We start from the raw sequence: 22870 nt of genomic DNA, 5'->3' as shown, positions 1-22870 counted from the left end.
GTCTCCTTCTGGCTTACTTGGTGTTCTTCTGGATGGTGTGGACGACGGCGGCCGCGGCCGCCGTGAAGGCCGACCGGGTGGCCGGCGACACCTTGCCGAGGGTGATCTGGCCGCGTTCGGCGATGTGGGGGTCGTAAGGGATGGTGAACACTCCCCCGACGCTGGCGCGGTCGATGATGTTGTCAAGGCGAGCGACGAGCTGGGGGTTCTCGGGGCGGCCGTCGACGAGTCGCACGATGATCGCCGTGTTCGCGAGCTGCGCGCCCTTCGGACTCTCTGACCGGAGACGGTCAAGCATGGCCACGGCCTCCAGAACGACGTCGGCCGAGTTCAACACCGGGACCACAAGCGCATCCGCTGTCTCGATTGCCCCCGCAAACGCCGAGCTGGTGGGCTGGTTGCCGGAGTCCATCACCCGGATGGCGTAGAACTCATCGATGACCCGTGCGGCTGACACGACGTCGTCGTGGGTCAGGGGTGCGCGGTTCCCGACCGAGCCGATGATCGAGGCGTAACTGGTCTGCGGGGCGGTGTAGCCGGCGAGCTGACCGGCGCTGCGGATGCCGGCCGCGTCCCTCACCAGTTCGGCCACACCCCGGGCGGGGTTGCCCTCGGCGCGGAACGAGAGCGTACCGCGATCGTCGGACACTTCGAGGACCGCGACCGATCCTCCACGGATCGTGGCGAGAAGGCCGCCGAGCACAATCGACGTCGGCGTCTTTCCACTCGACCCCTTCGGGTTCGCGACGAGCACGCCCACGGCCTCGGTGCCGACGAATTGCCGGATCACCGTCTCCCATCCGGCAAGCTGCGCCGCCGCCTGGAGCTGCTGCTTCTCCGACTCCCCCGGCTCCATCTTCAACCCGAGCCGGCTCATTAGTCCCCGCCACCCCTGGGTCGCTGTTGGAGCTTTCTCGATCGTGCTGATGACTGCCAGATCATCGAGCGGTTCCGGCGCGAGCTCCGCTTGGAACTCGGCATCTGTGATCGGCGCTGCATGGGCGCCGATGGACCGCTCAGGCTCCTCGTTCTGCTCGACCGCGATCACAACGTCAGCGGGCAACGGGGTCGGCGCGACCTCCGTGGCCACTCCCCCGCCTACGGCCCGGAGGCTGGCTGGTGGGGCCGCGTCCTCGACGTAACCGGCCGCTTGATAGGCCCCCGAGAAGTGGGATGTGCGCGACTCACCGACAGGTTCTGAACTCATCTTTGGGACTCCAAGTCTCTTTCGTGTGCATGAAAGTTGTAGCCAACCGACAAGGCTGGCCCGCAGCGTCGCAAATCTTGCGACTCACAGCGCGTTGCCCGACCATCAGCTAGACGCTTCCTGACTCCCGCCTGCACGCCACCAAAGCGCGGAATTGAGACGATGTGACCCATATCGCTCATACGCTCATACCCCCCGAAGTGGTGACTTCTCACTAGGTTATGCCTAACTTGGGACATTAGACCTGAATTCCTTATCTTGCAATTGGATTACAAGGTAGGAGACAGAATCGTATGAGCACCGAAACACCCAACCTCTCAGGCCACACGGCGACGCTTCGAGCGCGGGGGCACAATGGAGCCATGCCGAGCCGTCGCGACCCGACCGACATGCCCGAGCGAGCCGAGGTGGCCTACCGCTCGATTTCAGGCAGCTCCCGAATGATGACGCTGCGCTTCTTGCTCGATCACCCCAAGTCGACAGTGGCCGCGATCGCGGATGCCACGGGCGTCAGCCCCGCATCTGCACGTGTCTCGCTCACCGACCTCGAAGAGGCGGGCTACGTCACCGCTGACGTCGAGGGCCAGCGCAATGGGCGCACCGTGCGCTACTCCGCCGATCGTGGAAAGTTCGTCGACGACCTGAGCCTGCTCTGGTCCTGGATGGTTCGCTGACGCCGTCAGCTCGAGCTGATTGACACCTAGGTGTCAACGCCCCTCCCCCGCTGCGCGGGCGTTACAGCGCCAAGACCGGCCGCCACATCGTAGTTCGCTCCCGGCGCTCCGTTCCGGAGTTCCCGAACGCGCCCCTCGCGGGGCTTATTTCGCCCGAGAACTCCGGCACTACGCGCCTCCCGCTCACCATCGATGCTCTTGCCGGTTTTGGCACTTCAAAACGTCTGGGAGGAATCATCATGGTCACCGTCTACGGCCGAAGCAACTGCGCGCAGTGCACCGCCACCAAGCGAACTCTCGAAATCAAGGAGGTCGAGCACGTGTACGTCGACGTTGAGCAGCACCCCAAAGCCTGCGACTTTCTGCGATCGCTCCGGCACCAGCAGCTCCCCGTCGTGATCGCCGGTCCCGCCCACTGGTCAGGCTTCCGCCCCGACCTCATCGTGGCTCTGGCGCTACGTAGTCGTTCGTAATGCAATAGTTTATGCGCTTCGCATAGTTCCAATAAACTATTGGAATAAAAGCCTTTAAAGTATTGTGTTGCTGTTGTTTATTGCGTTACCATAAACGCAATATTTTGAGGAGGCGTCATGCCGCACATCACGACGATCGCGAACAACAAGGGCGGAGTGGGAAAGTCGCACCTGACGGTGCAGCTCGCCGCCGCCCTCGCGCGACGAGGATTGCGGGTCTTAGTGGTCGATCTCGACCCACAGGCGAATACGACTCGACGGCTCGGAATCGAGATCGATCCGCAAAATGCGATCGTCACTATGTCCGAAGTCATCAAGTCCGGCGAGGACGGCGCGGGGGAGTCCGCCGTGCTTGCGTGCGGCTGGGTCGATAGCGAAGGCCAGCCCACCCCGGAGTCGGAGCTGATCGATGTCCTGCCATCACGATATGACCTCATCAATCGCGAATCAGAGGCCGCCGTTCTGGGTGCAGTGCGTCGACTTCGGAGAGCGCTCACTGGGTGGATCGATGACTACGACGTCGTGCTCATCGACACCAGGCCAGACCTCGGCCACCTGGTGCAGATGGCGTTTGCTGCTGCCGACACCATCCTCATCCCGACTGACCCGGCTTACGACTCGATCGAAGCGGCGATCCGCGTGCGTGACTTCGTCGAGCGCCACGCTGTCGACCTAGTTAACCCGGATCTTCACGTCGCCGGCGTCGTCGTCACTCGTCGCAAGCCGACAGCCGAACATGACTTCCAGATTCAAGGCATCGAGGAGCAGTTCGGCGACCTGGTGTGGAGCCTCAAAGGCCCCGTGCACTGGCCAGACGGGGGAGTAACGGTCAATCCGGCGTACATCCCCGAATGGTCGCGCTTCACGGAAGCAGATGCCGCGGCGGCATCTTTGAGCTCCTACAACGATCGAAACTCACGCAAGACCGTTGCCCTGTATGACGCACTCGCGTCACGATTCATCAACGAACTCATCCCGACGGGAGCACGAGCATGAGCCAGCCCCAGCGGCGTCGCCCCGGAAGCGCGAGTCCGATCAAGCTCATGCCCTCAGTCGAGCCGGTACAGACGCCGACCGTGACAGTACCCGAAGTGCCGGTGGAAGCGTCCGCAGTTGCGCCTCGGGCCGCCAAGCCGGCAGGGGGAAGACCTGTCAAGTCATCACCCGCGACCGTTCCGACTTCCACGAAAGACGCCGCCGACGTCAAGACACCGGTGACAGTGACCATCCACCGATCGGTCAAGAAGACCGCCGAAACCGCCGTGCTGCGCACGGCGGGACTTCCAAACGGTTATCCCTCGTTCTCCGCACTTGTCGAAGGCGCCATCCAGCGCGAGCTGCAACGTCTTGCAGACGAATACAACGGGGGAGAGGCGTTTACGCCTAATGGAGGAAGCTTCCGCCAGGGTCGACCGTTCAGTTCGTAGGAGCGATCGGCCCACATGCACTTGTATATTCGGTTCAACGCGTAAAGGGGGAGTCACACCGTGGCTGTGCGTGTTCCGGTAAGCCCAACGATGTTGACGTGGGCGCTCCAACGGTCCGGCATGCCCACGAACAGCGCGCGTTATGAACAATTCTCCAAATGGGCGGCCGGCGACGGGCAGCCAACTTTCAAACAGTTGGAGGGATTCGCCCATGCCACACATACCCCCCTTGGCTACCTGTTCCTGCCGGAGCCACCTGAGGAGCCCGTACCAATCCCGGACTTTCGGACGCTCGGCAATAACGCCATCAGTGCGCCGAGCCCCGATCTGCTCGACACAATCTACGAAGCACAGCGACGCCAAGACTGGTTCCGCTCGTATGCAGCCGATCAGGGCCACGAGCCGTTCTCCTTTGTGGGCTCGGCCACGATCGACGACTCTCCAGCCATTGTGGCTGACGAGATTCGTCGCATGCTCGATTTCGGATTAGATCGGCGTGCGCGGTTCTCGTCCTGGGAAGAGGCTCTACGGCAGCTAATCGACTCTGTAGAGCAGCTTGGCGTACTAGTCATGGTGTCCGGCATCGTTGGGAGCAATACACACCGGATACTCGATCCCAGTGAGTTCCGGGGATTTGCGCTCACCGACCCCCTGTCATCGCTGGTCTTTGTGAACGGTGCGGATACGAAGTCTGCCCAGATATTCACTCTCATCCACGAGCTGGCCCACATCTGGCTGGGCGAGACGGCGCTGTCGGACGCGCAGATGGCGAACCAGACTCAGAACGATCACGAGTTATGGGCGAACAACGTCGCCGCCGAGGTTCTAGTGCCGTCTAGCTCGATCAAGATCGACTATCGGCAAGACAGTGATCTCGGCGAGCTGCAGCGTCTAGCACGGCTCTATAAGGTCAGCACTCTCGTCGTGCTGAAACGCATTTTCGATAGCGGATTCCTCACTTGGGACGACTACCGCGCTCGCTATCAGATCGAGCTGGAACGACTGCAAGAGATCATCGCCTCACGAAAGGGAAGTGGCGGCGGTGACTACTACAACACTCAGCCTCTTCGGATCAGTCAGTCGTTCGCGCGAGCCGTGATTGTGGACGCCCTAGAAGGTCGCACGCTGTATCGGGACGCTTTTAGTCTCCTGGGTGCCGCAAAGCGATCCACCTTCGAGGGCATGGCCAATAAGTTGGGGGTGGCGTGACGTATCTGCTCGACGCCAATATTTTCATTCAGTCGAATCAAGCGCATTACGGGCTGGACTTCGTGCCGGCCTTCTGGGATTGGCTCGACCGCTCCTTCAATGCTGGTCTGCTGAAAAGCATTCAACCCATTGGCACTGAGATCGCCGCCGGCCAGGACGATCTCACGACCTGGGCGGCCGCTCGCTCGTCAATGTTCGTGCCGATGGATGCAGCGTGTGCTCCCAGCCTGCAAGCCCTTGCCACGTGGGCGAATGCCGGGCATTTCACCGCTGCCGCTGTCACCGAGTTTCTGGGAGCGGCGGACTACGAGCTGGTTGCGTATGCGCACGCGCACAGTCTCACCGTCGTCACAATGGAGAAGTCGGAACCGCAACGACGCAATAAGGTCAAAATTCCGGATGCATGCATCGCACACGGCGTCGCCTGGAGGACTCCGTTCGAGATGCTGCGGCTCGAAAAAGCGTCCTTCGTCCTGCCGTAACTCGAGCCGGTTGACACCTAGGTGTCAACCGGAGATCAGTGTGAGAGCTGGCTGATTCGTTGAGCGGAGAGGCCGAGCGCTCGGGCGACGTCGGCTTGTGTGAGTCCGCTCCTTTTGAGCGTTTGCACGGCCTCGCGCCGAAGGCGCGCGGCCGCTGCGGCCGCTTCGCGGGAGTGCTCTTCGTTCTCGTTAGCTTCGGCCCACATCGTGGCTGCGGCCTCGGGGAGCTCGACGGTCACCTCGACCGTGATCTCGTCGTCGTCGACGTCGAGCCAGACGGCGGCCAGGTCGTGGGCGGCCTGGTCGACGTCCTTCAAGGCGACGGCACCGCCGATCGCGATGATGGTGGAGCCGTTGGGGCCGGTGGAGGTGAGTTCGGGAATCTCGATCGTCCACCACTTGCCGGCGTCGCGGTAGGCGCGTGCGTGGAGCGTGCGGGGCATCTGGCTGGTCTTCACATCAATTCCATTCACGAGGCGCATCCGGGAAAATTTGCTGAATCTGTCGAACCACTCCGACCGAAACTTCGCCCTTGTGAGCGACGAGTGAGAAGATCATGCCGGAGTCGGACGGCCCCCAGATTTCGTGGCTGCCCTTCTGGCGTTTGAACTCCCAGCCCTTCGATCGCAGGAACTTGGTAACGTCCCGGTACTTCTGTGGCTTGGTCATAAGACTAGTCTAGTCCCCCTAGATAGTAAACATCAAGGGGGACTAGATGTTTTCAGCTATTCCGGTACAGAATCGCGTGTCCGATGATGCCGACGATGAGCGGGCCGATGATGAGTAGCAGTCCGAGCGCGAACGCGGCGAGGGCCGCGCGGTTGAAGCCGCGGCGGCCGCGGCCGCGGATCGGGAGCACGCGGGGGAGTACGAGGAGGACGGCGCCACAGGCGAAGACGGCGAAGCCTGCCGTCTGTAGCGCCTGCATGGTTCACCCCTCGTCGTCCTCTGCTTCGAACTCAGCGTTGCACACACCGCAGACGATGGGGCCGACCTCGAACGTGGAGCGGCTGACGCGGAGCTTCCCCCCGCACTCGCAGACGGCCACCACGCCGTTGTTGGTCTTCTTGCTCACGGCTCCGATATCGGTCAGGCGGTAGGCGTCAATTTCGGTGCGGTAGCGGGTGGCGGTGTCGTCGGGAACGTCGGTGATTGACCAGCCGATCGAGGGGTCCTTGGTGAGGGTAAGCCCGAACTCTTCTCCGATGGCCTTGAAGCGGGTGTTGTGGAATCGGCCTTGGCGGCTGGTGTCTTTGATGCCGCGGGCTTCGGCGGCGGCGTGGGCGGCTTCGTGGATGAGGGTGCCGAGCACGGCGCGGCCGCCGCGCTGGAGGCCTTCTCCGCCGACCAGCAGCTCGTGCACGAGGGAGTCGCCGCGTGCCCAGCGTGAGGCGGCGAAGTGGCCGTAGGCCATGCCCCCGCGGCCGTTGCCGGAAGCGAGGGTGACGACGACCTCGGGGACGTCTTCGTGGCGTTCCTGGATCGCGGCCCAGGCTCCTTCGATCGCGGCGACGAGGGGCGCGGTGATGGTTGTGGTGGTCATCGTCCTGCCTCCTGGTCGGTGCCGAGATAGTGGGCGTCGCCTTCTTCGTCACCCTCGGCGTGGCGCTCGATCCAGAGGGTTGCCCGGTCGGTGGCTCCAGCGGCGCGGAGAAGATCGGCTAGAGCGTCGACCTCGCCGCAGTTGAGGGTCGCGGCGACGTCGCCCGCAGTGTCCCAGGTGAAGGCGTCGACGAATCGGGCGAGCGTGGCCGTGTCGATGGGGGTGCTCTCGGTGACGGTGTAGCCGGAGAGGCTGCCGTCGCGCATGAGGGCGATTTCTTCGATGGTGGAGTGGATGACGTCGTGCTGGTCGAAGGGGATGACGCCCGTGTCCCAGTCGGTGCCGTGCTGGTGGTCGAGCCATTTGGAGGCGAGTTCGACGTCGGTGTCGGCGCTGATCGTGGTTCCGTCGGGGGTGGTGAGTGTGAGCATGGCCGTCGTCCTTTCAGAGTGCGTCGATGCAGTCGGGTCGGAATCCGGACCAGCCGTCCCAGGTGCCGGTGACGATCACGACGGGGAGCTGCTGATAGCCGAGTTCGCGCAGCAGCTCGTCGGCGCCGGGGGTCTGGTCGACGTTCACCGGCGTGTAGTCGATGCCCTTCCGATCGAGCGCCCGGTACGTCGCGGTGCACTGCACACAGCCGGGGCGGCTGTAGACGGTGACGGTCTTCGTGGTGGTGATGGTCATGGTGTTCTCCAAACTTTTTCTCGGGCCGAACCCTCACTTGCATGGCAGTGAGCGGGAGGCGCGTAGTGCCGGGGTTCTCGGGCGAAATAAGCCCCTCCAGGGGCGCGTTCGAGGACTCCGGAACGGAGCGCCGGGAGCGAACTACCGTGTGAGCGAGGGTTTGGCCAGAGAGGGGCCGAGCGCAGCGGGAAAGCATCAGTGGCCGTTCACGGCCGGCCTATTTGCCCTGCCGGCGCGGCTTCGGGATCGTCACCGCGGAGCGCCAGACCCACGCCTGATGGATGGCGCCGCCTTGGGTTTCCCACTCGACGAGCACCATCCGGTCGTTGTAGGCAAGCACCGTCCCGGTGACCTGCACCGTCCACTCGGGGTAGCGCACCCACGCGCGCACCCGTGGCGCTTCCTCGGCCGCCGGCTGCTCGACGGCGTCGCCGGTGGACTTCTTCTCTTCCTCCGAGAGCGAGAGCGGGGCGGGGCGCACCAGGAACGCGTTGATCGCCTTGTCGGTCATGTCTGACCCGTACCGGCGATTGCTTCCCATGCCGCCAGATTAGAACATATGTTCGAGTGATTGAAGGCGTCGATTCAGGACGGCACCGCCGCAGCTACGATCGGCAGGAGGCAAGGGGGGCGCACAATGGGGCCGGAGCTGGAGATCATCGGATGGATCGTTGGCGTCGGCGCGCCGATTGTCACTCTCATCACCTGGTTGCGACGTCGCTCGCGTTTTCCGAAGAACGAGCTTTGGTACGAACTGGCCAGCACACCGATCGTTACGTCGAATCGTCCAAAATCAGTCGTCGTATCAATCGACGGAAACGTGGTCGATGACCCCTATCAGGCGGTGCTCTACCTGTGGTCAACGGGCCGGAACGATATCGCGTCAGCGACATTCGACGCCGGAACACCGATTCGCTTTCAGTTCGACCGCGACATCCTCGGCGACGTCGACGAGGCAGTTACCCGAGGTTCAACGGTTTCGGGAGCGGTCGAGTCAGACGCGATTCTGATCAAGCCAGGCCTGATGAAGAAGGACTTTCGCGGCCAGTGGACGTTTCTGAGTGATGGCGTCATGAAGGTAACCGCGAGTCACGCCCTGGTGGACATGAAGCTTCACTCCGCGGCGGCGGCCGAGCAACGGGAAGACCGACGATCGAGTCTCACAAGCCGCATCGGCGGCGGGATTGCAGCGTTGGCCGGAATAGCTCTATTTGCATCGATCATCACCGCGGGCATCGCGAACTCCGATGAAGTGCGGCAGTTTGTCGGTAGCTACGTGGCAGCGCTTTTCCTGCTCATGATCTCCGGATTTGGGCTCGTCATGGCGGTAGTCGCATATCCGAGCCGCTGGTCACGAGCGATGCGAAAGCGCGGCACTAACCGATATGCGAAGTACGAAGTGGCTCTGTCAGTCTGTTTTGGCCCCGGAGTGACGGCTAGGAGTGGCCCCACTTTCTGACTTGCCGGGGCGGTTCTGACGGTTTGATCTGGCCCCACCTGAGCGTGTGTTTCGTGTTGCTTCAGGATGAGCGGGCCCGGCAGGGGTCGAAAGTGGAATTGTTCGCGGATATCCGCCGTGCCTCGCGCGTCGACGGGCTATCGGTGCGCGCGTTGGCAGACAGGTTCGGGGTCCACCGTCGCACGGTGCGGCAGGCCTTGGCGTCGCCAATTCCGCCGCCGCGGAAGATACCGTCACGGATGTCTCCACGGCTGGGGCCGTACAAGGCGGTGATCGACGCGATGCTCACTCAGGATCTGGACGCGCCTCGTAAGCAGCGGCACACGGCGACAAGGGTTCTCGCGCGGCTGGTCGACGAGCACGAAGCGGCGGGACTGTCGTACTCGACGGTCCGCGACTACGTGCGCGTACGTCGTGCCCAGATCGATGCCGCAGCCGGGCGCCGCGTCGAGGTGTTCGTCCCACAGGAACACGCACCTGGTGAGGAAGCCGAAGTCGATTTCGGCGAGGTCTGGGTGATCCTTGGCGGGGTGAAAACGAAGTGCCACATGTTCACGTTCCGGCTCTCGCACTCGGGGAAGGCGGTGCACCGGGTGTACTCGACGCAATCGCAGGAAGCGTTCCTGGAAGGACATATCGACGCGTTCGACGAGATAGGTGGGATCCGCCGCGGCGATCCGCTGTGTCTGATCGGGGACTCCGGCACCGGGAAGTCGCATCTCCTCATCGGCCTCGGCACCGCCGCTGCAGAGAAGGGCTTCCGCGTCCGGTACACCCTGGCGACGAAGCTCGTGAACGAGCTCGTTGAAGCCGCCGACGAGAAACAACTCACCCGCACCATCAACCGGTACGGACGCGTTGACCTGCTCCTGATCGACGAGCTCGGCTACATGGAACTCGACCGACGCGGCGCCGAACTCCTGTTCCAGGTCCTCACAGAGCGGGAAGAGAAGAACTCCGTCGCGATCGCATCCAACGAGTCGTTCAGCGGGTGGACGAAGACCTTCACTGACCCGCGCCTGTGTGCGGCAATCGTCGACCGGCTCACGTTCAACGGCACCATCATCGAAACCGGCACCACCTCGTACCGCCTCAACCACACCCGTCAGCGGCAGTAGCGATCCGAAAGTCATCAGAGGTAGCGGCAGATGGACTCCGGCGTGCAGGCTTCGGACGCCGTTGCCGTCGCGTGCGCCCGAAGCTCGACGATGCTCCCTCGTAGGGCGCGCAGCTGCTCGAGCTGCTCATCAATCTCCACGAGCCGGCGGTCAAGGAGATCCAGCACGTGAGCGCACGGCGAACCACCCGTGTCGCGAACATCGAGGATCTCCGCGGTCTGCGCAAGGGTGAGCCCCGCCGCGCGAGCCCGATCGATGAACTCGAGCCGCTGCACCGTCTCGTCACCATAGCTGCGGTACCCGGCCGGGGTGCGCTCCGGCGGTTGCAGCAGCCCGCGCTCCTCGTAGTACCGCAGCGTCGACGGTCTCGTCCTCGCCTTCTCCGCGAGTTCTCCGATCCGCATCGTGACACCTCCACCGTCAGTTTGACCTTCAAGCATGCTTGAAGGTCCATTCTGTCGCATAGGGCCGCACGTGCGGCCCGGTCCACCCGAGGAGGCATCATGACTCAGCACAACGAGTTCGATCTTGCGGTGGTCGGGACGGGCGGCGCGGCGATGTCCGCGGCGATCCACGCCCGACTCGAGGGGGCGAGCGTGGTCGCCATCGAATCGGGCACGCTCGGTGGCACCTGCGTGAACGTGGGTTGCGTGCCCTCCAAGACACTCCTCGCGGCCGCGCACACCCGCCACGCCGCGCTCACGAACCCGTTCCCCGGCGCCGCCACCTCCGCTGGGGCCGTCGACCTCGGCGCGCTCGTGCAGCAGAAGGATGAGCTGGTCGGCATGCTCCGCCAGACCAAGTACGCCGACATCGCCGCCGCCTACGGGTTCGACATCCTCCCCGGCACCGCAACATTCACCGATCCCTCAACACTGCTCGTCGATGGACGACCGGTTCGCGCCAAGTCGTATCTCATCGCCACCGGCGCCGAACCGACCATCCCAACGATCCCCGGCCTCGAGCAGATCGATTACCTCACGTCGACCACGGCGATGGAACTCACCGAGCTGCCCGCTTCGCTCGTGGTGATCGGCGGCGGATTCGTCGGCCTCGAACAGGCCCAGCTGTTCGCCCGGCTCGGGGTCGAGGTCACCATCATCGGCCGGCTCGCCCCGCACGCCGAACCAGAACTCTCCTCCGAGCTCCGCAAAGCCTTCCTGACCGACGGAATCACCGTCATAGGCGACCGCGCCGCAACGATCACCCCACACGACGACCTGGTCCGAGTCCTCACCCGCACCGGGAAAGTAGCTACCGGTGAACGCGTCCTCGTCGCCACCGGCCGCACCCCCCGCACCGACGGGCTCGGCCTCGCCACTGCGGGCATCGCGACCGACACCCGCGGCTTCATCATTGTCGACGAACAACAGCGGACCACGAACCCGGCGGTGTTCGCCGCCGGCGACGTCACCGACGTGCCCCAGTACGTGTACGTCGCCGCGAGGACCGGGAAGATCGCCGCACACAACGCCCTCGGTCACTCTGAGCAGGTCGACTACACCGGGTTGCCCTCCGTCCTGTTCACCTCACCCCAACTCGCCTCGGCCGGGATCACCGAAGCCGAAGCCATCGCCGCCGGATACAGATGCGCCTGCCGATACCTGCGACTGGCCGACGTGCCCAGAGCCATCGCCAACCACAACACCCGCGGCGGCATCAAGATCGTCGCCGACGCCGACACCGGCAAAGTCCTCGGAGTCCACGCCCTCGCCGACACCGCCGGCGAGATGATGCTCGCCGCGACCTACGCCATCAAAGCCGGATTCACCGTCACCCAACTCGCCGACACCTGGGCCCCGTACCTCACCATGGCCGAAGGCATCCGCCTCACTGCGAACCTCTTCCGCAACGAACTCCCCACTTCCTGCTGCGCCTGACAACAGACAGCCACCCACATCGACCCGCCGCCACGACGGGGCCACTTCAAACCGTCACCCCGGGGCCAAATCAGGTTGACAAAGTCAACGAAGATAGCAACCCCTTCAATCCAAAGCCCTCTCACCATTCAAGCTAGGAGCTTCTGACCTCCGACTCTTCGGTCGCCTGGGGGTCGTCAAGGTTGTCGGGTTCGATGGCCGGGGGAGTGGCCGCAGCTCGCCGGGTGGGGAGCGCGCGGAAAGGGGCGATCCCGCCGGCCTGGATAATCCAGAACGCCCCGTCGGCGGCTTCGCGGACGTCTTGGGGCGGGACGAGGAAAGTGTGTTGGGCGCGGCCGGAGCGCAGCTCCTCGCCGGTGGCGGCGCCGGAGGCTTCCATCTGCATGATGGTGCCGGCGTATTGCACGACGTCTTCGGGGTCTTTGGAGCGCCCGAAGATGAGTGCGGCGCCGCTGGAGAGGGCGCGGCGGCGGGAGATTTCGTCGCGGGAGAGGCCGGCGACGGACTGGGCGGCGAGGATGAGGCCCATGCCGGCGCTGCGGGCCGTCTCGAACAGGCTCGTGGCGGTGTCGCCGGGGTCGGTGGTTCCGGTGACGAGCTGGGGGAACTCGTCGACGACCACGAGCGTGGGCGTTTTGTCGCGGCGTTCGAGCCGGGTGGAGAGGTAGTTGCGGAGGTCGAGCAGAAGCAGGTCACCGAGCCGCGCCTGGGTGTCGTTGATGGGGGAGAGCGGCACGATTCTCAGGTCGGCTTGGGGATCGCCGTAGGACCAGCCGTCGGGGCCGATCCACTGCTGCAAGGGGCGCAGCTCCACGAGCAGGCTGGAGAGGGCGCGCTCGCCCGCGGTGGTGCCGTCGCGGTCGACCTTGTGAAGCACGATGCCGAGGTCGACGCGATCGTCGATGAAGTTCTCCGGCCGGGTGAGGCGTTCCCGGAGATCCTCCACACTCGTCAACGGGGACGCCGCCTGCACGACCTGGAGCACGCCCCGGATTTCGTTGAGGTAATACTGGTTCGCACCATCCGGGGGCGGCATGAGCCGCATGAGCTTCGACGTCACCTGGTCGGCGGTGCCGGTGAACAGGTTCCACGGGCCGCCGACCTCGGCGGTGCGCCCAAAGGATCGGGCGATCGCCTGGAGCTTTTCGGCGTCGGCGGGGTCGCCCTTCGCGTCGATGAACACCACCGGCCATCCGTACATCAGGGCGCACAGCATCAGGTCGGACAGCAGCACCGTTTTGCCGGTGCCTGACTCTGCGATCAGCAGCGCTCGGACGGATGCGGCGTCGGGGGGGAGCATCATCAGCTTGCCCTCCTCGTCGGTCCAGTCGCGCACGCGGCGCACGTCGTAGAACCGTTCCGCGAGGTTCTTCACGGTCGCCCGCGACACGAACCCGAACCCCTGCCGGCCGTGGGGGCCGGCCAGGGGAGCGGTGAGAGCTTTCTCGGAGGTGTGGGCGATGGCGCCGGTTTCGGCGTCGAGCTGCACGCCGACCCGGCGGGCCGCGGTCGCATCCGCGGCCCGCTTCCGCGCTTGCTCGATCTGGGTCTGCCGCAGCACGTCAGAAATCCGCCGCGTGCGCACGCGGCGCGCGATCCGGCGCCGGTGCGCCGAGAGGGCGACGGGGATCAGGAGCACACCGGATGCGAGGTTGGCGATCGCCCACGGCAGGAACGTCGGGAGAATCTGGTCGCCCCAGTCGGGGGAGGTGCGGAATGCCTCGGCTTGGCCGGAGCTGACCCAGCCGACGAGCATCAGCACCTCGACCGTGAGGAGTGCGACGACGGCGAGCACGCCGGCGGTGTTGAGCACCCATCGCCAGGGCGAGACGATCCAGAACCGGGTCTTGGTCGCCACGATCTCGCCCGATACCGCGACGACGACGACCGGGATCAGCAGCGGCAGCAGCACGAGCGCGAGCACCACTTTGAAAGCGAGCGCGACGACCGCCGTGAGCGCGTCACCCCCGGGGTCGCCCGGGGTCTGGTCGGGTTGTTGCGGGTTGCTCATCCTCGTATCCCCTTCACTGCCTCATCGGTGCGCCGGGCGTTGACACCTAGGTGTCAACGGCTCGAGCGGGCACCTTCCAGCTCGACGGCCACGGCCTGATCCGCGATCGCCTGCCAGGCCGCGTCGTCGTCCTTCGGCCACTGCCCTCGGGCATCCAGAATCGGCTGCCACACGAACCGGGTGCGCAGCGATCCGAGCGCTCTCGTGTGCTCGTCGGCGCCGGCCGCGCGCAGCGCCGCCGGGGTGCCGAAATAGATCACCCGCGCGAAGCCCTCGCGCTCCAGCCGGCGGGCGTGATCGTCGATGATCTTCCCGTACCGGGCACCCGTCTTCGGCGTCAGCTCCACCTCGACCAGCTCGCGCACCTCGCCGCGCACGGCGACACCATCGGCCTGGTGATCGTTCCGGTTCGCCGGCTTCCGGTCACGCTCCCATGCGTACCCGCGACACAAGAACCGGGCCGAGGCCGACGCCACCACGATCTCGTGCCGCGTCGTCTGCCGGTAGAGGTTCGGCGCCGCTTTGCCGGTCGCCTGATGCGTCGCCCACACGATCGACCCATCCCGGAACGTGAGCCGCTGCCGGTCGACCAGACCGACCTCCGCGAGCCGCGCGACCCACTGCTGCGCCTTCCGCAGACTCACCGGCTCACCCGCCCCCGAGAGCCCACCGAGCGCGAACCTGATCGCGTCCATATCGCACAGCCGAACGACGTCCAGCCAGGCCAACATCTGCTCGTCCCGCTCGGTCAACCGCATGCGCACCCCCTAGAGCCTTTCAATTCGACCCTACGTTGCACCCACGACAACCGCTAGACCAAACACCCCCTTAAATGAGTCACATCCCGAAATCACAACCGCGCCTCACTCTCGTTCCAGCATCAGCTCACGGCCCTCATCGGTCCACCTTCACCGCACCAAGAATCGACTACTCCACCATCCCCACCACTACCTATTCACCATCACTTTCTCTTCTCTCTTTCTCTCTGTTTTCCCCCACCACTCCACCACCCCTTTACTTCCCAACCTCCATCAAATCTGAATCGCTGAGTTGGGGGAGGTTGGGAGGCGGGCGTAGCCCGGGGGTGGTGGAGTGGTGGGGGAAAACAGGGTCTAACCGTTCGCCAACCTATTCGCGCTCGGTGAATAGGTTTACGAACCGCCCTGCTGGGGGTGTGTGGCCGGCGTGGTCAGGCGCGGACTCGGCATTCAGAAGCCGTTCCCTGCACGATAGGCGCTACGACGCCGGATGCAAACCCCTCACCGCACCGCTCGCTTCGGCATCGACGTAGCGCCGGCACTGGCGTTACGGCCTCACCTCGACGTCGACGCATCGGGTCACCACCCCTGGCATCCGGCCGCGGCATCGGCGCCCGGTGCAGCTCGCCTGCTGGCAACCTTGTAACTGAGATGAAAGCTTGGGTGGTCATTGGGCTGCTCCTCTCGACTGCCGGCGGGCGCGTTCCCACGTTCGCTGCTGCTCGTGCATCGCTGCGATCGCCTCGTCGATCGCGGCCTGGTCGCGGCTCGCCCATCGGGCCTCCTCGGCCTCCCGCTCACGCCGGCGGGCCTCCAGCTCGGCCCGAGCCTGGAGTGCGCGGAGCTGAGCTTCCTCGGCCGGCGTCGGCTCGGCCGGGTCGATCGCGTTCCGGATTTGCCAGCCCAGATACGCCACCGGATCACGCTGACCACCAGGCTCTGCCACCGTCAGGCCGGCCCGTTTGTTGCCGCGGGCGAGGGCATCCATGAACGCGTCGATCGTCCACCTGTCGGGGTCGACGTCGCAGCGCTCCAGCATCGCGCACACCTGGCCGATGTGCCGGCCATCGGCCAACCACCGCATCCTCGCCACGAGCCCCGCCGCAAAGCGCTGCACCCCGATCGACCTCGGCTGTCCAGACTTCGGGGCGCCCTGGCGGTGTGTTCTCTTCTTCGCTGCTGGAGGTCGCGGAGCGGCCGACTCGCGCGCGCTTGCGCGCGTTGGTTTAACTTCTAGATCAGGAGCTTTAACACCAAGGTCACCCCTACGGGGTAGATGGACATTTTCAACAGCCCACCGTTTTGGCATCGTGAGCGCACGCACGGATGCGGCCTTGATCTGCCGGCCACCGTGGGCGCTCTCAGCGGCCTCCCGCTCGGCCACGGTGAGGTAGCGGCCCTCCACGATCGACACCGCCAGCCCGAGCGCTTCCAGCAGCCCACGGGCACGCTGCACGGTCTTCTTGCACACCCCCGTCACCTCGGCCACCGTCTCGTGCGCGGTGCTCACACCGCGGCCGGTATCGGCGTCGGCCGCGAGCATGTCGGCGTGCGCGATCCTCAGCAGCGTGTCCGGCGCGATCGACACCGCCCGGCGTAGCTCCTCACCTTCTGGGGTCCGCAGAGCATCCATCACCGCATCGAACCAGGCGGCGGCGCTCGTCCAGGCCGGCACGGCCGCATAGGCCCCCGGGGGAGCTTCCAGGCTCCAAGAGCCCGACCGCTTCGAGATCGTCGATCCTGGGGCATCCTGTGGCCCCGAAATCGGGTCGTTGAAGCGATCCGACACGCCGATGGGCGTGTTCGCGCGCAAAGAAGGGACTCCAAGTCCCACGTGAGGTACGATCGACTCGTCTCCTTGAAGACGCGGAAGAGCCTCCCGGCTCTACCGGGTTTTTGAACTGGGATTGCTCCTCACCTCGATCTGTCGCCAAACAAGTAGCGAGGTAGGGAGCCAGAGCTTCGGGCCCGCCTCTGGCGGGCCTCTCTCGTTAAGCCGAGTCGATAGGCAACTCCCCATCGCGCGGCAGTTCTTCGGGCCACCAGATCGGCAGACCCTGGTCTGTGAGTTCCAGATGGTCGACCATGCGCTCGAACAGCACGGCCGAGGAGACACCGGCACGCTCAGCCACGGCATCGAACCTCGCCTTGGACGCGCGCTCAACTTCGTAGCCCATGCTGACGGGATCGATCAGTGTCCCGCGGGGGCGTCGTCTGGGAGCCATGAGAAAGACTTAACCCTGCCCCAAGGGTTAAAGCGGGGATTGTCCGGGGCGTGTCGAGCGGCCACCACGATTAACCCTTGCCCAAGGGCTAATCTGGCATCTCACTCACACGCGAAGTAAGAGCTACGACGGATTCGGGGGGATCTACGTGGAGGGCGACAATCTGCTCACGGCCATCGTGGTTGGTGGCCTCTCCGGCATCGTGGGAAGCATCATCGGCCCGATCGTGCTGCGCCTCATCAATCGTGGCGATCGCGCACTAGAAGCGCGCCGCCGATGGGTCCAGGACAAGCTGCAATCCGTATTCGGGATCGGAGACGCGCCTTATCCCACGGATGGGCCAGAGCCTGGCTTCATGCGCCTCGTCCCTCCGACCGCGTACCGAAAGCACGAGTTCAACATGCACACCATCAACCCCGCCCTGGCGGAATCCGTTGAGCTGATGCTGTTGCAGCCCGGCCGAAGTGCGATCGCCCAACGATGGCTTGAAAACTGGATGTGGAACCTGCTGGGGGAGTACCAAGCGCTCAATCAGTGGTGGAAATCCTCGTCCGACGATCCCTCCCTCTTCGGATTACCGAAGGGCTTCGAGAAGGCCGAACGTCGCTATCGTCGCCGTCTGCGTCGGGTTCAAACCACCGCATCCCTGTGGGCGATCGGGCAATGGACTCGGCCTACGATTTGGCTCTGGTTCTCCTCCCGCGCCTGGGTGAAGAGCATCCGCCAGCAACGCGTTATGACACTCGGGAACAGACTCGATCGACTACCGCCACCCACCAAGATCACCTAGCGATGTGGCCGGCCCGCCGGATCAACTACGCCGGATTGACGCTTAGGTGTCAACTCGAGTTCCTGAACAGGGACCGCCACCCGCCTCACGAAGGGTTTGAAATGACCGCAGGGGAACTAGTCAGCAGCATCATCGGGGTGCTCGGTCTGCTGGGCGGCGCGATTGGATTCTTCGTGGCAAGAACCGCCAGCAAGAATGCAGACATCGCAAAGCGAGACGCAGCAGCAGCGCTCACGCGGTCGGCCGACGCCGACGAACGTGTGGCCGTCGTCCTCGAAAGACTCGCAGCTCCACCCGAGCCCGCCGCCTTTTTTGAGGTGGGTCGTTCCGCCGATCGCACCACCGGCTGGATCAAAAACCTAGGCACGGTCGCGGCACGATCGCTTACCGTCGCCGGCTATCCCGAGCCGGTGAAGAACCTAGTGAGCACCGGCGTGCCTGTCGAACTGCCACCAGGCCAAACGCTCACATTTGGGATCAGCGAACGCCTCACCCTCCCCGTGAACCAGGTGCACGTGGTCTGGGTCGATGACCGTGACGAGATGCCCACCTCGGCCACATACTGGTTGCCGTAACCGCCCAACTAGGCCAAGTCACGAGTCATTCAAAGTGTTTGTTACACATGCTTTTGAACCGCGGATAACGTGCGTTATGTCAATAGCGGCGGATTAGCTCTCCGCAGGCTCCTGGTTGTCGAGGTCGCGCAGGAACTCCCCCCAGCGCGCATCGGCATCCGTCCCGGAGTCGAATTGCCCCAGCCAGGCGTCGAAGGCCGGCATGCCCACGAGCTTGATTTCTACCCGCAGGATGTGATGGGTGCCGTCCCGGTGGACTTTCGGAACGAGCGACACGATGTGCTCGGGATTGATCCACATCCGCGCACTGCCGGCAGGACCGTCCCTGTCTGGCAGAGGGACGAAGCGCGGCATAGGGCCAACTGTGCCGGTGCTGGCGGCATCGTCGCAATACTCACGCCGTCAACGTCCACATCGTAAAAGTAGAGCTGAGCTCTAGCTGTGAGTAAACTGGATGCATGCTGAAAACCACTACGTCGCCCTCAACCGTTCCCGAACGCCTGCTGGCGACGCCTTTCTGGATCTCCACGCCCCTGGTGCGCTTCGCAGGCCCAGCTTGGCTTGCTATCCCCCTCGTTGCAACGATCTGCGTCTTCTGGACGCTCGACTAACCGGCGCGACCGCCATTACCGACCGACCGGCGCTTGAGCCAGCGTTCGGTCAGTTGAGGGCGTGGAGGTGACTGGCAGGCGGGGCCGTCTCCTGTACGGCGCGGTGTCGTGCGATCGCCGATTCCGCCTGCTCTCGATGGATTGCCTCTCGCTCCTCCGGAGTAGGGTTCCAATCCGGGTCGTACACCCACACGGCGTCGTCTTCGTAGACGCGGGTGTGGACACGCATGCCCGCTGCTTTCGCTGCGTCGCGGAGCTGGGAACGCAACTCGGGCAGGTCGCTTTCATCCCCGTGGAACTCGTCGTATGCGATATAGAACTCGTGGTCGGTGCGGAGGTAGCCGATTTGTTCTTCGATGAACTCCGGCGTAATCGTGGCCATACGGAAACCGTAGCGAACGCAATGACGTAATCAGCCGCCACGGGCCACTGTCGTTGTGATGGCGATGTGATCCAGGTTTGGAAGCGCGTGCGAGAGCTCGTGCTTCACCTCGTGTGCGATCGTCTCGGCGGCTGAGACTGGCATGTCGGCCACGGCCACCGTGACTGCGCCTTGCAACCGGTGACCGACCCAGCGCAGCTGCAGCGATGGTACGGCGAGAACCCCGGTGGTGTGTTCGATCGTGTGTCGTGCCCGGTCGACGAGTTCGGGTTCGATGCCGTCCATGAGCCGCCGGCCGATGCTGCGGACAGTGCCTCCGAGCAAAACAATGATCGCCACGGAGATGACCAGGCCCACAATCGGATCGGCAAGAGGGAAACCGAGTATGACACCGAACCCGCCGATAACCACGGCCAGGGAGGTGAATCCGTCGATTCGGGCGTGCACGCCGTCTGCGACCAGCGCGGCGGAGCCGATTTTCTGCCCCACACGAATGCGGTAGACCGCGACGATCTCGTTGCCGGCGAACCCGATGAATCCGGCGGCGATGACCCACCACAGGTTGTGCAGCGGTTGGGGGTTGAAGAAGCGCTCGATCGACTGGTACGCGGCGACGATCGCGGAAAGAGCAACCACGGCGATGATGAAAAGGCCCGCGAGGTCCTCCGCTCTGCCGAACCCGTAGGTGTAGTGCTTGGTGGCTACGCGTCGGCCGAGAACGAACGCGATCCAGAGCGGCACAGCGGTGAGGGCGTCGGAGAAGTTGTGGATCGTGTCGGCCAACAGAGCGACCGATCCGCTGATCACGACAACGACGAGCTGCAGAATTGTAGTGGCGAGCAGCACGAACAGGCTGATCTTCAGCGCACGGACGCCCTGGTTGCTCGCCTCGAGCGCGTCGTCGATCGAGTCGGCTGCGTCGTGGCTGTGCGGCACGAACAGGCCGTAGAGGATGCCCTTGACACCCGTCGGATGCGAATGCGGATGCCCGTCGTGGTCGTGGGGCTCTCGTTCATCGTGGTCGTGGTGGGCGTGGGGCGCACTCACTCGGCCGCCCCGCCTTGCACGTGGTGGTGGCGGGGAGCGCAGCCAAGAGAGTGCTCAGCTTGGAAGATGGCATCCGATACCAGCCGACTGGCGTGCTCGTTCTCCAGCCGGTAGAACACCCGCGTTCCTTCTTGCCGAGTGGCCACGAACCTCGCCAGACGAAGTTTGGCAAGGTGTTGGGAAACGGCCGCAGGAGACTTGTCGACAATCTCTGCCAGCTCGTTGACGGAACGCTCCCCCTCCCGGAGGGCGAGAATCAGTCGCACGCGGGTCGCATCCGCGAGCATCGTGAAGACTTCCACCGCGAGTTCGACGAACTGACTATCCGGGTCACGCCCGCACATCTGCTTATCCGCATGCATATGCAGATTATTGCATAACCCTTTCTGTTGACCGGTTTGCCGACAACTGACATCGCATGAACTCGCAACAGACAGTCTGGAATCGTGCTCGTAGCAGCGGATGAGCGTTGTGGGGCAAGGGCGCGTGCGGTTTACCGCACCACGAATCGTGCGGGTAATACAGTCGGCCGGATCGGGGGGTCGATGCTAACTTTCGCGGAAAGAGGGGCGGATAGAACTCCCCGTGCGAGCCATACCGAATTCATAGTGGGGACCCGATGCCAACTACATTTCTGCACGACACAGGGACAATCTGGCTTCGCCGAGCAGTCCTGCCCGTTCTGATCGGGCTCTTAGGCTCATTCATCATCGTGGTGGGGGGAACTGCCGCGCCCACCCAGGCAGCTGGACACACTGTGGTGTCGTTGACCTTTGACGATGGCAACGCCGACCAGCTAGCGGCGGCGGCCACCCTTGACGCAAAGGGGCTCAAAGGCACCTTTTACGTGCCATCGGGCTACATCGGACAGCCGAACTATATGACTTTGGCGAACTTGAACACGATCGCGGCCGCGGGACATGAAATCGGTGGACACACTGTGCACCATCAAAACTTGCCGACGCTATCCAGCGACGACGTGAAACGGGAAATCTGTAACGACCGGGTCAACCTGGTGAACTGGGGCTTTGCCGTGACCAGCTTCGCATATCCGTTTGCCGCCGTGAATGCTTCCGTTGAAGCAGCGGCTGGCGAATGCGGTTACAACAGCGCTCGAGGACTCGGCGATCTGAGGACAGGTCCAACAGGCGGATGCCCAGATTGTGACTTCGCCGAAACTATTCCGCCCGCGGACTCGCTTCTCACACGCGCAGCCGACCAGGTAGAACGAAGTTCAACGCTAGCCGACTTGCAGGCCCGCGTGACCGACGCTCAGAATAACGGTGGCGGCTGGGTGCAACTTACCTTTCATCACGTCTGTGACGGCTGCGAGAACGGTCCTGACGATCCGACCATGTCGCCAGCACTATTCGATGAATTCACGACCTGGCTCGCGGCGTGGCAAGCCGGCGGAAACGGCACCGTTCAAACGGTGAACGCCGTAATCGGTGGGCCAATGAAGCCCGTCGTCCCTGGCCCCGCTCTCGCACCCCCACCCGGGCCAGGAGAAAATGGCACCCAAAACCCTGGGCTCGAGACCCCCGGGGCGGCTGCGAATATCCCGCAGTGCTGGTGGGGCTCGAGCTTTGGTACCAACACGGCCACCTTCACAACGGTCACGCCGGGCCATACAGGGGCTGCAGCGGCCAAGGTCACAGTGACGAACTATGTCAATGGTGACGCCAAGCTCCTCGCCCTTTTCGATGAATCGGGCTGCGCACCGTCCGTGACGCCCGGGGCGACGTATTCTCTCCGCGCGTTCTACACGTCCACCGCAAACACCCAGTTCGCTATCTACACGCGAAATACCCTCGGTGTATGGACGTACTGGACGTCCGGACCGCTCTATCTCCCGGCATCGACCTACACGCAGGTTGAGTACACGACTCCGCCTATTCCTGCCGACGTCACGGGCATCAGCTTCGGGCTCAACCTCGCGGCAAACGGCGAGCTTGTGACCGACGACTACGCCATCTACAACAGCAACGGCGCCCCCCTGCTCGCGCTGAGTCCGGCTGCGCCCACTGTCGCCGGAAGTGCACAGGTCGGCCAAACTCTTACAGCGACAATTGCACCGTGGGCGCCGCAACCAGTCTCCATGACGTATCAGTGGAAGGCCGATGGCGTCGCTATCACCGGAGCCAACAATCTCACCTACTCGCCGCTCCCCGCCGACGTCGGGAAGACGCTGACGTTCACCGCCACAGGTACGAAGCCGGGATACGAGACGCTCAGCGTTGTTTCGGCACCCACGGGCGCTGTCGCCGCCGCTAGCATCACAACAACCCGAATCGGTGGCGCCGATCGATTCG

Annotated in this window: 29 protein-coding genes and 2 pseudogenes; 14 read left to right on the top strand and 17 right to left on the bottom strand. The window is 64.1% G+C overall.

Going from position 1 to position 22870, the window contains the following annotated elements; translation table 11 throughout:
* Positions 1–13 precede the first annotated feature (13 nt).
* Positions 14–1090 (bottom strand): MinD/ParA family ATP-binding protein, encoded by a 1077-nt coding sequence (locus ACN4JJ_RS20005; protein WP_440711658.1) that lies wholly within the window; start codon positions 1088–1090, stop codon positions 14–16.
* A 479-nt stretch (positions 1091–1569) separates the two neighbouring features.
* Between ACN4JJ_RS20005 and ACN4JJ_RS20000 the strand changes: the two genes are divergently transcribed.
* The 6 genes from ACN4JJ_RS20000 (at position 1570) to ACN4JJ_RS19975 (ending at position 5472) form a co-directional block, all read left to right on the top strand.
* Positions 1570–1881: a winged helix-turn-helix domain-containing protein gene (locus tag ACN4JJ_RS20000; RefSeq protein WP_368499899.1), complete on the top strand. Its 312-nt coding sequence runs from the start codon at positions 1570–1572 to the stop codon at positions 1879–1881.
* A 239-nt stretch (positions 1882–2120) separates the two neighbouring features.
* On the top strand, positions 2121–2354 hold the full coding sequence (locus ACN4JJ_RS19995) for a glutaredoxin domain-containing protein (protein ID WP_440711657.1): 234 nt from the start codon (positions 2121–2123) through the stop codon (positions 2352–2354).
* A 117-nt stretch (positions 2355–2471) separates the two neighbouring features.
* Entirely contained in the window at positions 2472–3350 is an 879-nt protein-coding gene (locus tag ACN4JJ_RS19990; RefSeq protein ID WP_440711656.1) for a ParA family protein, read from the top strand.
* Positions 3347–3781 (top strand): ParB family protein, encoded by a 435-nt coding sequence (locus ACN4JJ_RS19985; protein ID WP_440711655.1) that lies wholly within the window; start codon positions 3347–3349, stop codon positions 3779–3781. The genes ACN4JJ_RS19990 and ACN4JJ_RS19985 overlap by 4 nt, the downstream gene beginning before the upstream one ends.
* Positions 3782–3901: 120 nt before the next feature.
* A complete protein-coding gene (locus ACN4JJ_RS19980) occupies positions 3902–4990 on the top strand; it encodes an ImmA/IrrE family metallo-endopeptidase (protein ID WP_440711654.1) in 1089 nt (362 codons plus the stop codon).
* A complete protein-coding gene (locus ACN4JJ_RS19975; protein WP_440711653.1) occupies positions 4987–5472 on the top strand; it encodes a DUF4411 family protein in 486 nt (161 codons plus the stop codon). Before ACN4JJ_RS19980 ends, ACN4JJ_RS19975 begins: the two co-directional genes overlap by 4 nt.
* Before the next feature lie 35 nt (positions 5473–5507).
* Here ACN4JJ_RS19975 and ACN4JJ_RS19970 read toward each other — a convergent pair whose 3' ends face one another.
* The 7 genes from ACN4JJ_RS19970 to ACN4JJ_RS19940 form a co-directional block, all read right to left on the bottom strand.
* Positions 5508–5915: a hypothetical protein gene (locus ACN4JJ_RS19970; RefSeq protein ID WP_440711652.1), complete on the bottom strand. Its 408-nt coding sequence runs from the start codon at positions 5913–5915 to the stop codon at positions 5508–5510.
* A 16-nt stretch (positions 5916–5931) separates the two neighbouring features.
* On the bottom strand, positions 5932–6141 hold the full coding sequence (locus tag ACN4JJ_RS19965) for a type II toxin-antitoxin system HicA family toxin (RefSeq protein WP_440711651.1): 210 nt from the start codon (positions 6139–6141) through the stop codon (positions 5932–5934).
* Between the two features lie 52 nt (positions 6142–6193).
* The gene (locus ACN4JJ_RS19960; protein ID WP_440711650.1) at positions 6194–6400 is read right to left on the bottom strand and encodes a hypothetical protein; all 207 of its coding nucleotides are present in this window, start codon (positions 6398–6400) and stop codon (positions 6194–6196) included.
* A 3-nt stretch (positions 6401–6403) separates the two neighbouring features.
* Positions 6404–7015 (bottom strand): hypothetical protein, encoded by a 612-nt coding sequence (locus ACN4JJ_RS19955; RefSeq protein WP_440711649.1) that lies wholly within the window; start codon positions 7013–7015, stop codon positions 6404–6406.
* The gene (locus ACN4JJ_RS19950; protein ID WP_440711648.1) at positions 7012–7446 is read right to left on the bottom strand and encodes a hypothetical protein; all 435 of its coding nucleotides are present in this window, start codon (positions 7444–7446) and stop codon (positions 7012–7014) included. The genes ACN4JJ_RS19955 and ACN4JJ_RS19950 overlap by 4 nt, the downstream gene beginning before the upstream one ends.
* A 13-nt stretch (positions 7447–7459) precedes the next feature.
* Positions 7460–7702 carry a glutaredoxin-like protein NrdH gene (gene nrdH, locus ACN4JJ_RS19945; protein WP_440711647.1) on the bottom strand — a complete coding sequence of 81 codons (243 nt, stop codon included), beginning with the start codon at positions 7700–7702 and terminating at the stop codon, positions 7460–7462.
* A 217-nt stretch (positions 7703–7919) separates the two neighbouring features.
* Positions 7920–8213 carry a hypothetical protein gene (locus ACN4JJ_RS19940; protein WP_440711646.1) on the bottom strand — a complete coding sequence of 98 codons (294 nt, stop codon included), beginning with the start codon at positions 8211–8213 and terminating at the stop codon, positions 7920–7922.
* Between the two features lie 126 nt (positions 8214–8339).
* On the opposite strand from ACN4JJ_RS19940, the gene ACN4JJ_RS19935 reads away from it, so the two are divergent.
* The 3 genes and pseudogenes from ACN4JJ_RS19935 to ACN4JJ_RS19925 all read left to right on the top strand — a co-directional run.
* The gene (locus ACN4JJ_RS19935; RefSeq protein ID WP_440711645.1) at positions 8340–9161 is read left to right on the top strand and encodes a hypothetical protein; all 822 of its coding nucleotides are present in this window, start codon (positions 8340–8342) and stop codon (positions 9159–9161) included.
* Positions 9162–9217: 56 nt separating this feature from the next.
* Positions 9218–9826 (top strand): annotated as a pseudogene (locus ACN4JJ_RS19930) (transposase); the annotation flags it as partial.
* A pseudogene (locus tag ACN4JJ_RS19925) lies at positions 9824–10279 on the top strand (ATP-binding protein); the annotation flags it as partial. The pseudogenes ACN4JJ_RS19930 and ACN4JJ_RS19925, both read left to right, overlap by 3 nt.
* 14 nt (positions 10280–10293) lie before the next feature.
* Here ACN4JJ_RS19925 and ACN4JJ_RS19920 read toward each other — a convergent pair.
* Positions 10294–10683, bottom strand: a complete 390-nt coding sequence (locus ACN4JJ_RS19920) for a heavy metal-responsive transcriptional regulator (RefSeq protein ID WP_054682943.1) — start codon at positions 10681–10683, stop codon at positions 10294–10296.
* 99 nt (positions 10684–10782) lie between these two features.
* Between ACN4JJ_RS19920 and merA the strand changes: the two genes are divergently transcribed.
* Complete coding sequence (gene merA, locus ACN4JJ_RS19915; protein ID WP_071044826.1) at positions 10783–12159, top strand: mercury(II) reductase; 1377 nt, start codon at positions 10783–10785, stop codon at positions 12157–12159.
* Positions 12160–12292: 133 nt separating this feature from the next.
* Here the strand turns inward: merA and ACN4JJ_RS19910 are convergent, their stop codons facing one another.
* The 4 genes from ACN4JJ_RS19910 to ACN4JJ_RS19895 form a co-directional block, all read right to left on the bottom strand.
* Complete coding sequence (locus tag ACN4JJ_RS19910; protein WP_440711644.1) at positions 12293–14170, bottom strand: type IV secretory system conjugative DNA transfer family protein; 1878 nt, start codon at positions 14168–14170, stop codon at positions 12293–12295.
* 53 nt (positions 14171–14223) lie between these two features.
* On the bottom strand, positions 14224–14928 hold the full coding sequence (locus ACN4JJ_RS19905) for a hypothetical protein (protein ID WP_440711643.1): 705 nt from the start codon (positions 14926–14928) through the stop codon (positions 14224–14226).
* Positions 14929–15595: 667 nt separating this feature from the next.
* The gene (locus ACN4JJ_RS19900; protein ID WP_440711642.1) at positions 15596–16741 is read right to left on the bottom strand and encodes a hypothetical protein; all 1146 of its coding nucleotides are present in this window, start codon (positions 16739–16741) and stop codon (positions 15596–15598) included.
* Positions 16742–16919: 178 nt separating this feature from the next.
* Positions 16920–17153, bottom strand: a complete 234-nt coding sequence (locus ACN4JJ_RS19895; RefSeq protein WP_440711641.1) for a hypothetical protein — start codon at positions 17151–17153, stop codon at positions 16920–16922.
* A 148-nt stretch (positions 17154–17301) separates the two neighbouring features.
* On the opposite strand from ACN4JJ_RS19895, the gene ACN4JJ_RS19890 reads away from it, so the two are divergent.
* Positions 17302–17943, top strand: a complete 642-nt coding sequence (locus ACN4JJ_RS19890) for a hypothetical protein (protein ID WP_440711640.1) — start codon at positions 17302–17304, stop codon at positions 17941–17943.
* Between the two features lie 101 nt (positions 17944–18044).
* The gene (locus tag ACN4JJ_RS19885) at positions 18045–18518 is read left to right on the top strand and encodes a hypothetical protein (RefSeq protein WP_440711639.1); all 474 of its coding nucleotides are present in this window, start codon (positions 18045–18047) and stop codon (positions 18516–18518) included.
* Positions 18519–18611: 93 nt separating this feature from the next.
* On the opposite strand, the gene ACN4JJ_RS19880 is transcribed toward ACN4JJ_RS19885, so the two are convergent.
* Positions 18612–18818, bottom strand: a complete 207-nt coding sequence (locus ACN4JJ_RS19880) for a hypothetical protein (protein ID WP_440711638.1) — start codon at positions 18816–18818, stop codon at positions 18612–18614.
* A gap of 158 nt (positions 18819–18976) precedes the next feature.
* Between ACN4JJ_RS19880 and ACN4JJ_RS19875 the strand changes: the two genes are divergently transcribed.
* Positions 18977–19129 carry a hypothetical protein gene (locus ACN4JJ_RS19875; protein ID WP_440711637.1) on the top strand — a complete coding sequence of 51 codons (153 nt, stop codon included), beginning with the start codon at positions 18977–18979 and terminating at the stop codon, positions 19127–19129.
* A gap of 49 nt (positions 19130–19178) precedes the next feature.
* Here ACN4JJ_RS19875 and ACN4JJ_RS19870 read toward each other — a convergent pair whose 3' ends face one another.
* The 3 genes from ACN4JJ_RS19870 to ACN4JJ_RS19860 are packed head-to-tail and all read right to left on the bottom strand — an operon-like array spanning position 19179 to position 20920.
* Entirely contained in the window at positions 19179–19511 is a 333-nt protein-coding gene (locus ACN4JJ_RS19870; protein ID WP_440711636.1) for a hypothetical protein, read from the bottom strand.
* Between the two features lie 30 nt (positions 19512–19541).
* Entirely contained in the window at positions 19542–20558 is a 1017-nt protein-coding gene (locus ACN4JJ_RS19865; protein WP_440711635.1) for a cation diffusion facilitator family transporter, read from the bottom strand.
* Positions 20555–20920, bottom strand: a complete 366-nt coding sequence (locus ACN4JJ_RS19860) for an ArsR/SmtB family transcription factor (RefSeq protein ID WP_440711634.1) — start codon at positions 20918–20920, stop codon at positions 20555–20557. The genes ACN4JJ_RS19865 and ACN4JJ_RS19860 overlap by 4 nt, the downstream gene beginning before the upstream one ends.
* 404 nt (positions 20921–21324) lie before the next feature.
* On the opposite strand from ACN4JJ_RS19860, the gene ACN4JJ_RS19855 reads away from it, so the two are divergent.
* The coding region (locus ACN4JJ_RS19855; protein ID WP_440711633.1) for a polysaccharide deacetylase family protein at positions 21325–22870 on the top strand (1546 nt) is incomplete at its 3' end.

This window comes from Herbiconiux dendrobii (assembly GCF_052048175.1).
GTDB lineage: Bacteria > Actinomycetota > Actinomycetes > Actinomycetales > Microbacteriaceae > Herbiconiux.
Note: the sequence above shows the minus strand (reverse complement) of the source record. Positions and strands in the feature narration are given on the sequence as shown.

Bases quoted from the DNA above. Each gene is read 5' to 3' on its own strand.
- ACN4JJ_RS19880 (WP_440711638.1), bottom strand. From the start codon at position 18,818: ATGTGGATCAATCCCGAGCACATCGTGTCGCTCGTTCCGAAAGTCCAC.
- merA (WP_071044826.1), top strand. From the start codon at position 10,783: ATGACTCAGCACAACGAGTTCGATCTTGCGGTGGTCGGGACGGGCGGC.
- ACN4JJ_RS19965 (WP_440711651.1), bottom strand. From the start codon at position 6,141: ATGACCAAGCCACAGAAGTACCGGGACGTTACCAAGTTCCTGCGATCG.
- ACN4JJ_RS19990 (WP_440711656.1), top strand. From the start codon at position 2,472: ATGCCGCACATCACGACGATCGCGAACAACAAGGGCGGAGTGGGAAAG.
- ACN4JJ_RS19970 (WP_440711652.1), bottom strand. From the start codon at position 5,915: ATGCCCCGCACGCTCCACGCACGCGCCTACCGCGACGCCGGCAAGTGG.
- ACN4JJ_RS19955 (WP_440711649.1), bottom strand. From the start codon at position 7,015: ATGACCACCACAACCATCACCGCGCCCCTCGTCGCCGCGATCGAAGGA.
- ACN4JJ_RS19920 (WP_054682943.1), bottom strand. From the start codon at position 10,683: ATGCGGATCGGAGAACTCGCGGAGAAGGCGAGGACGAGACCGTCGACG.
- ACN4JJ_RS19860 (WP_440711634.1), bottom strand. From the start codon at position 20,920: ATGCATGCGGATAAGCAGATGTGCGGGCGTGACCCGGATAGTCAGTTC.
- ACN4JJ_RS19875 (WP_440711637.1), top strand. From the start codon at position 18,977: ATGCTGAAAACCACTACGTCGCCCTCAACCGTTCCCGAACGCCTGCTG.
- ACN4JJ_RS19985 (WP_440711655.1), top strand. From the start codon at position 3,347: ATGAGCCAGCCCCAGCGGCGTCGCCCCGGAAGCGCGAGTCCGATCAAG.
- ACN4JJ_RS19950 (WP_440711648.1), bottom strand. From the start codon at position 7,446: ATGCTCACACTCACCACCCCCGACGGAACCACGATCAGCGCCGACACC.
- ACN4JJ_RS19940 (WP_440711646.1), bottom strand. From the start codon at position 8,213: ATGACCGACAAGGCGATCAACGCGTTCCTGGTGCGCCCCGCCCCGCTC.
- ACN4JJ_RS19870 (WP_440711636.1), bottom strand. From the start codon at position 19,511: ATGGCCACGATTACGCCGGAGTTCATCGAAGAACAAATCGGCTACCTC.
- ACN4JJ_RS19935 (WP_440711645.1), top strand. From the start codon at position 8,340: ATGGGGCCGGAGCTGGAGATCATCGGATGGATCGTTGGCGTCGGCGCG.
- ACN4JJ_RS19895 (WP_440711641.1), bottom strand. From the start codon at position 17,153: ATGGCTCCCAGACGACGCCCCCGCGGGACACTGATCGATCCCGTCAGC.
- ACN4JJ_RS19885 (WP_440711639.1), top strand. From the start codon at position 18,045: ATGACCGCAGGGGAACTAGTCAGCAGCATCATCGGGGTGCTCGGTCTG.
- ACN4JJ_RS19960 (WP_440711650.1), bottom strand. From the start codon at position 6,400: ATGCAGGCGCTACAGACGGCAGGCTTCGCCGTCTTCGCCTGTGGCGCC.
- ACN4JJ_RS19995 (WP_440711657.1), top strand. From the start codon at position 2,121: ATGGTCACCGTCTACGGCCGAAGCAACTGCGCGCAGTGCACCGCCACC.
- ACN4JJ_RS19980 (WP_440711654.1), top strand. From the start codon at position 3,902: ATGCCCACGAACAGCGCGCGTTATGAACAATTCTCCAAATGGGCGGCC.
- ACN4JJ_RS19905 (WP_440711643.1), bottom strand. From the start codon at position 14,928: ATGCGGTTGACCGAGCGGGACGAGCAGATGTTGGCCTGGCTGGACGTC.
- nrdH (WP_440711647.1), bottom strand. From the start codon at position 7,702: ATGACCATCACCACCACGAAGACCGTCACCGTCTACAGCCGCCCCGGC.
- ACN4JJ_RS19910 (WP_440711644.1), bottom strand. From the start codon at position 14,170: ATGAGCAACCCGCAACAACCCGACCAGACCCCGGGCGACCCCGGGGGT.
- ACN4JJ_RS20000 (WP_368499899.1), top strand. From the start codon at position 1,570: ATGCCGAGCCGTCGCGACCCGACCGACATGCCCGAGCGAGCCGAGGTG.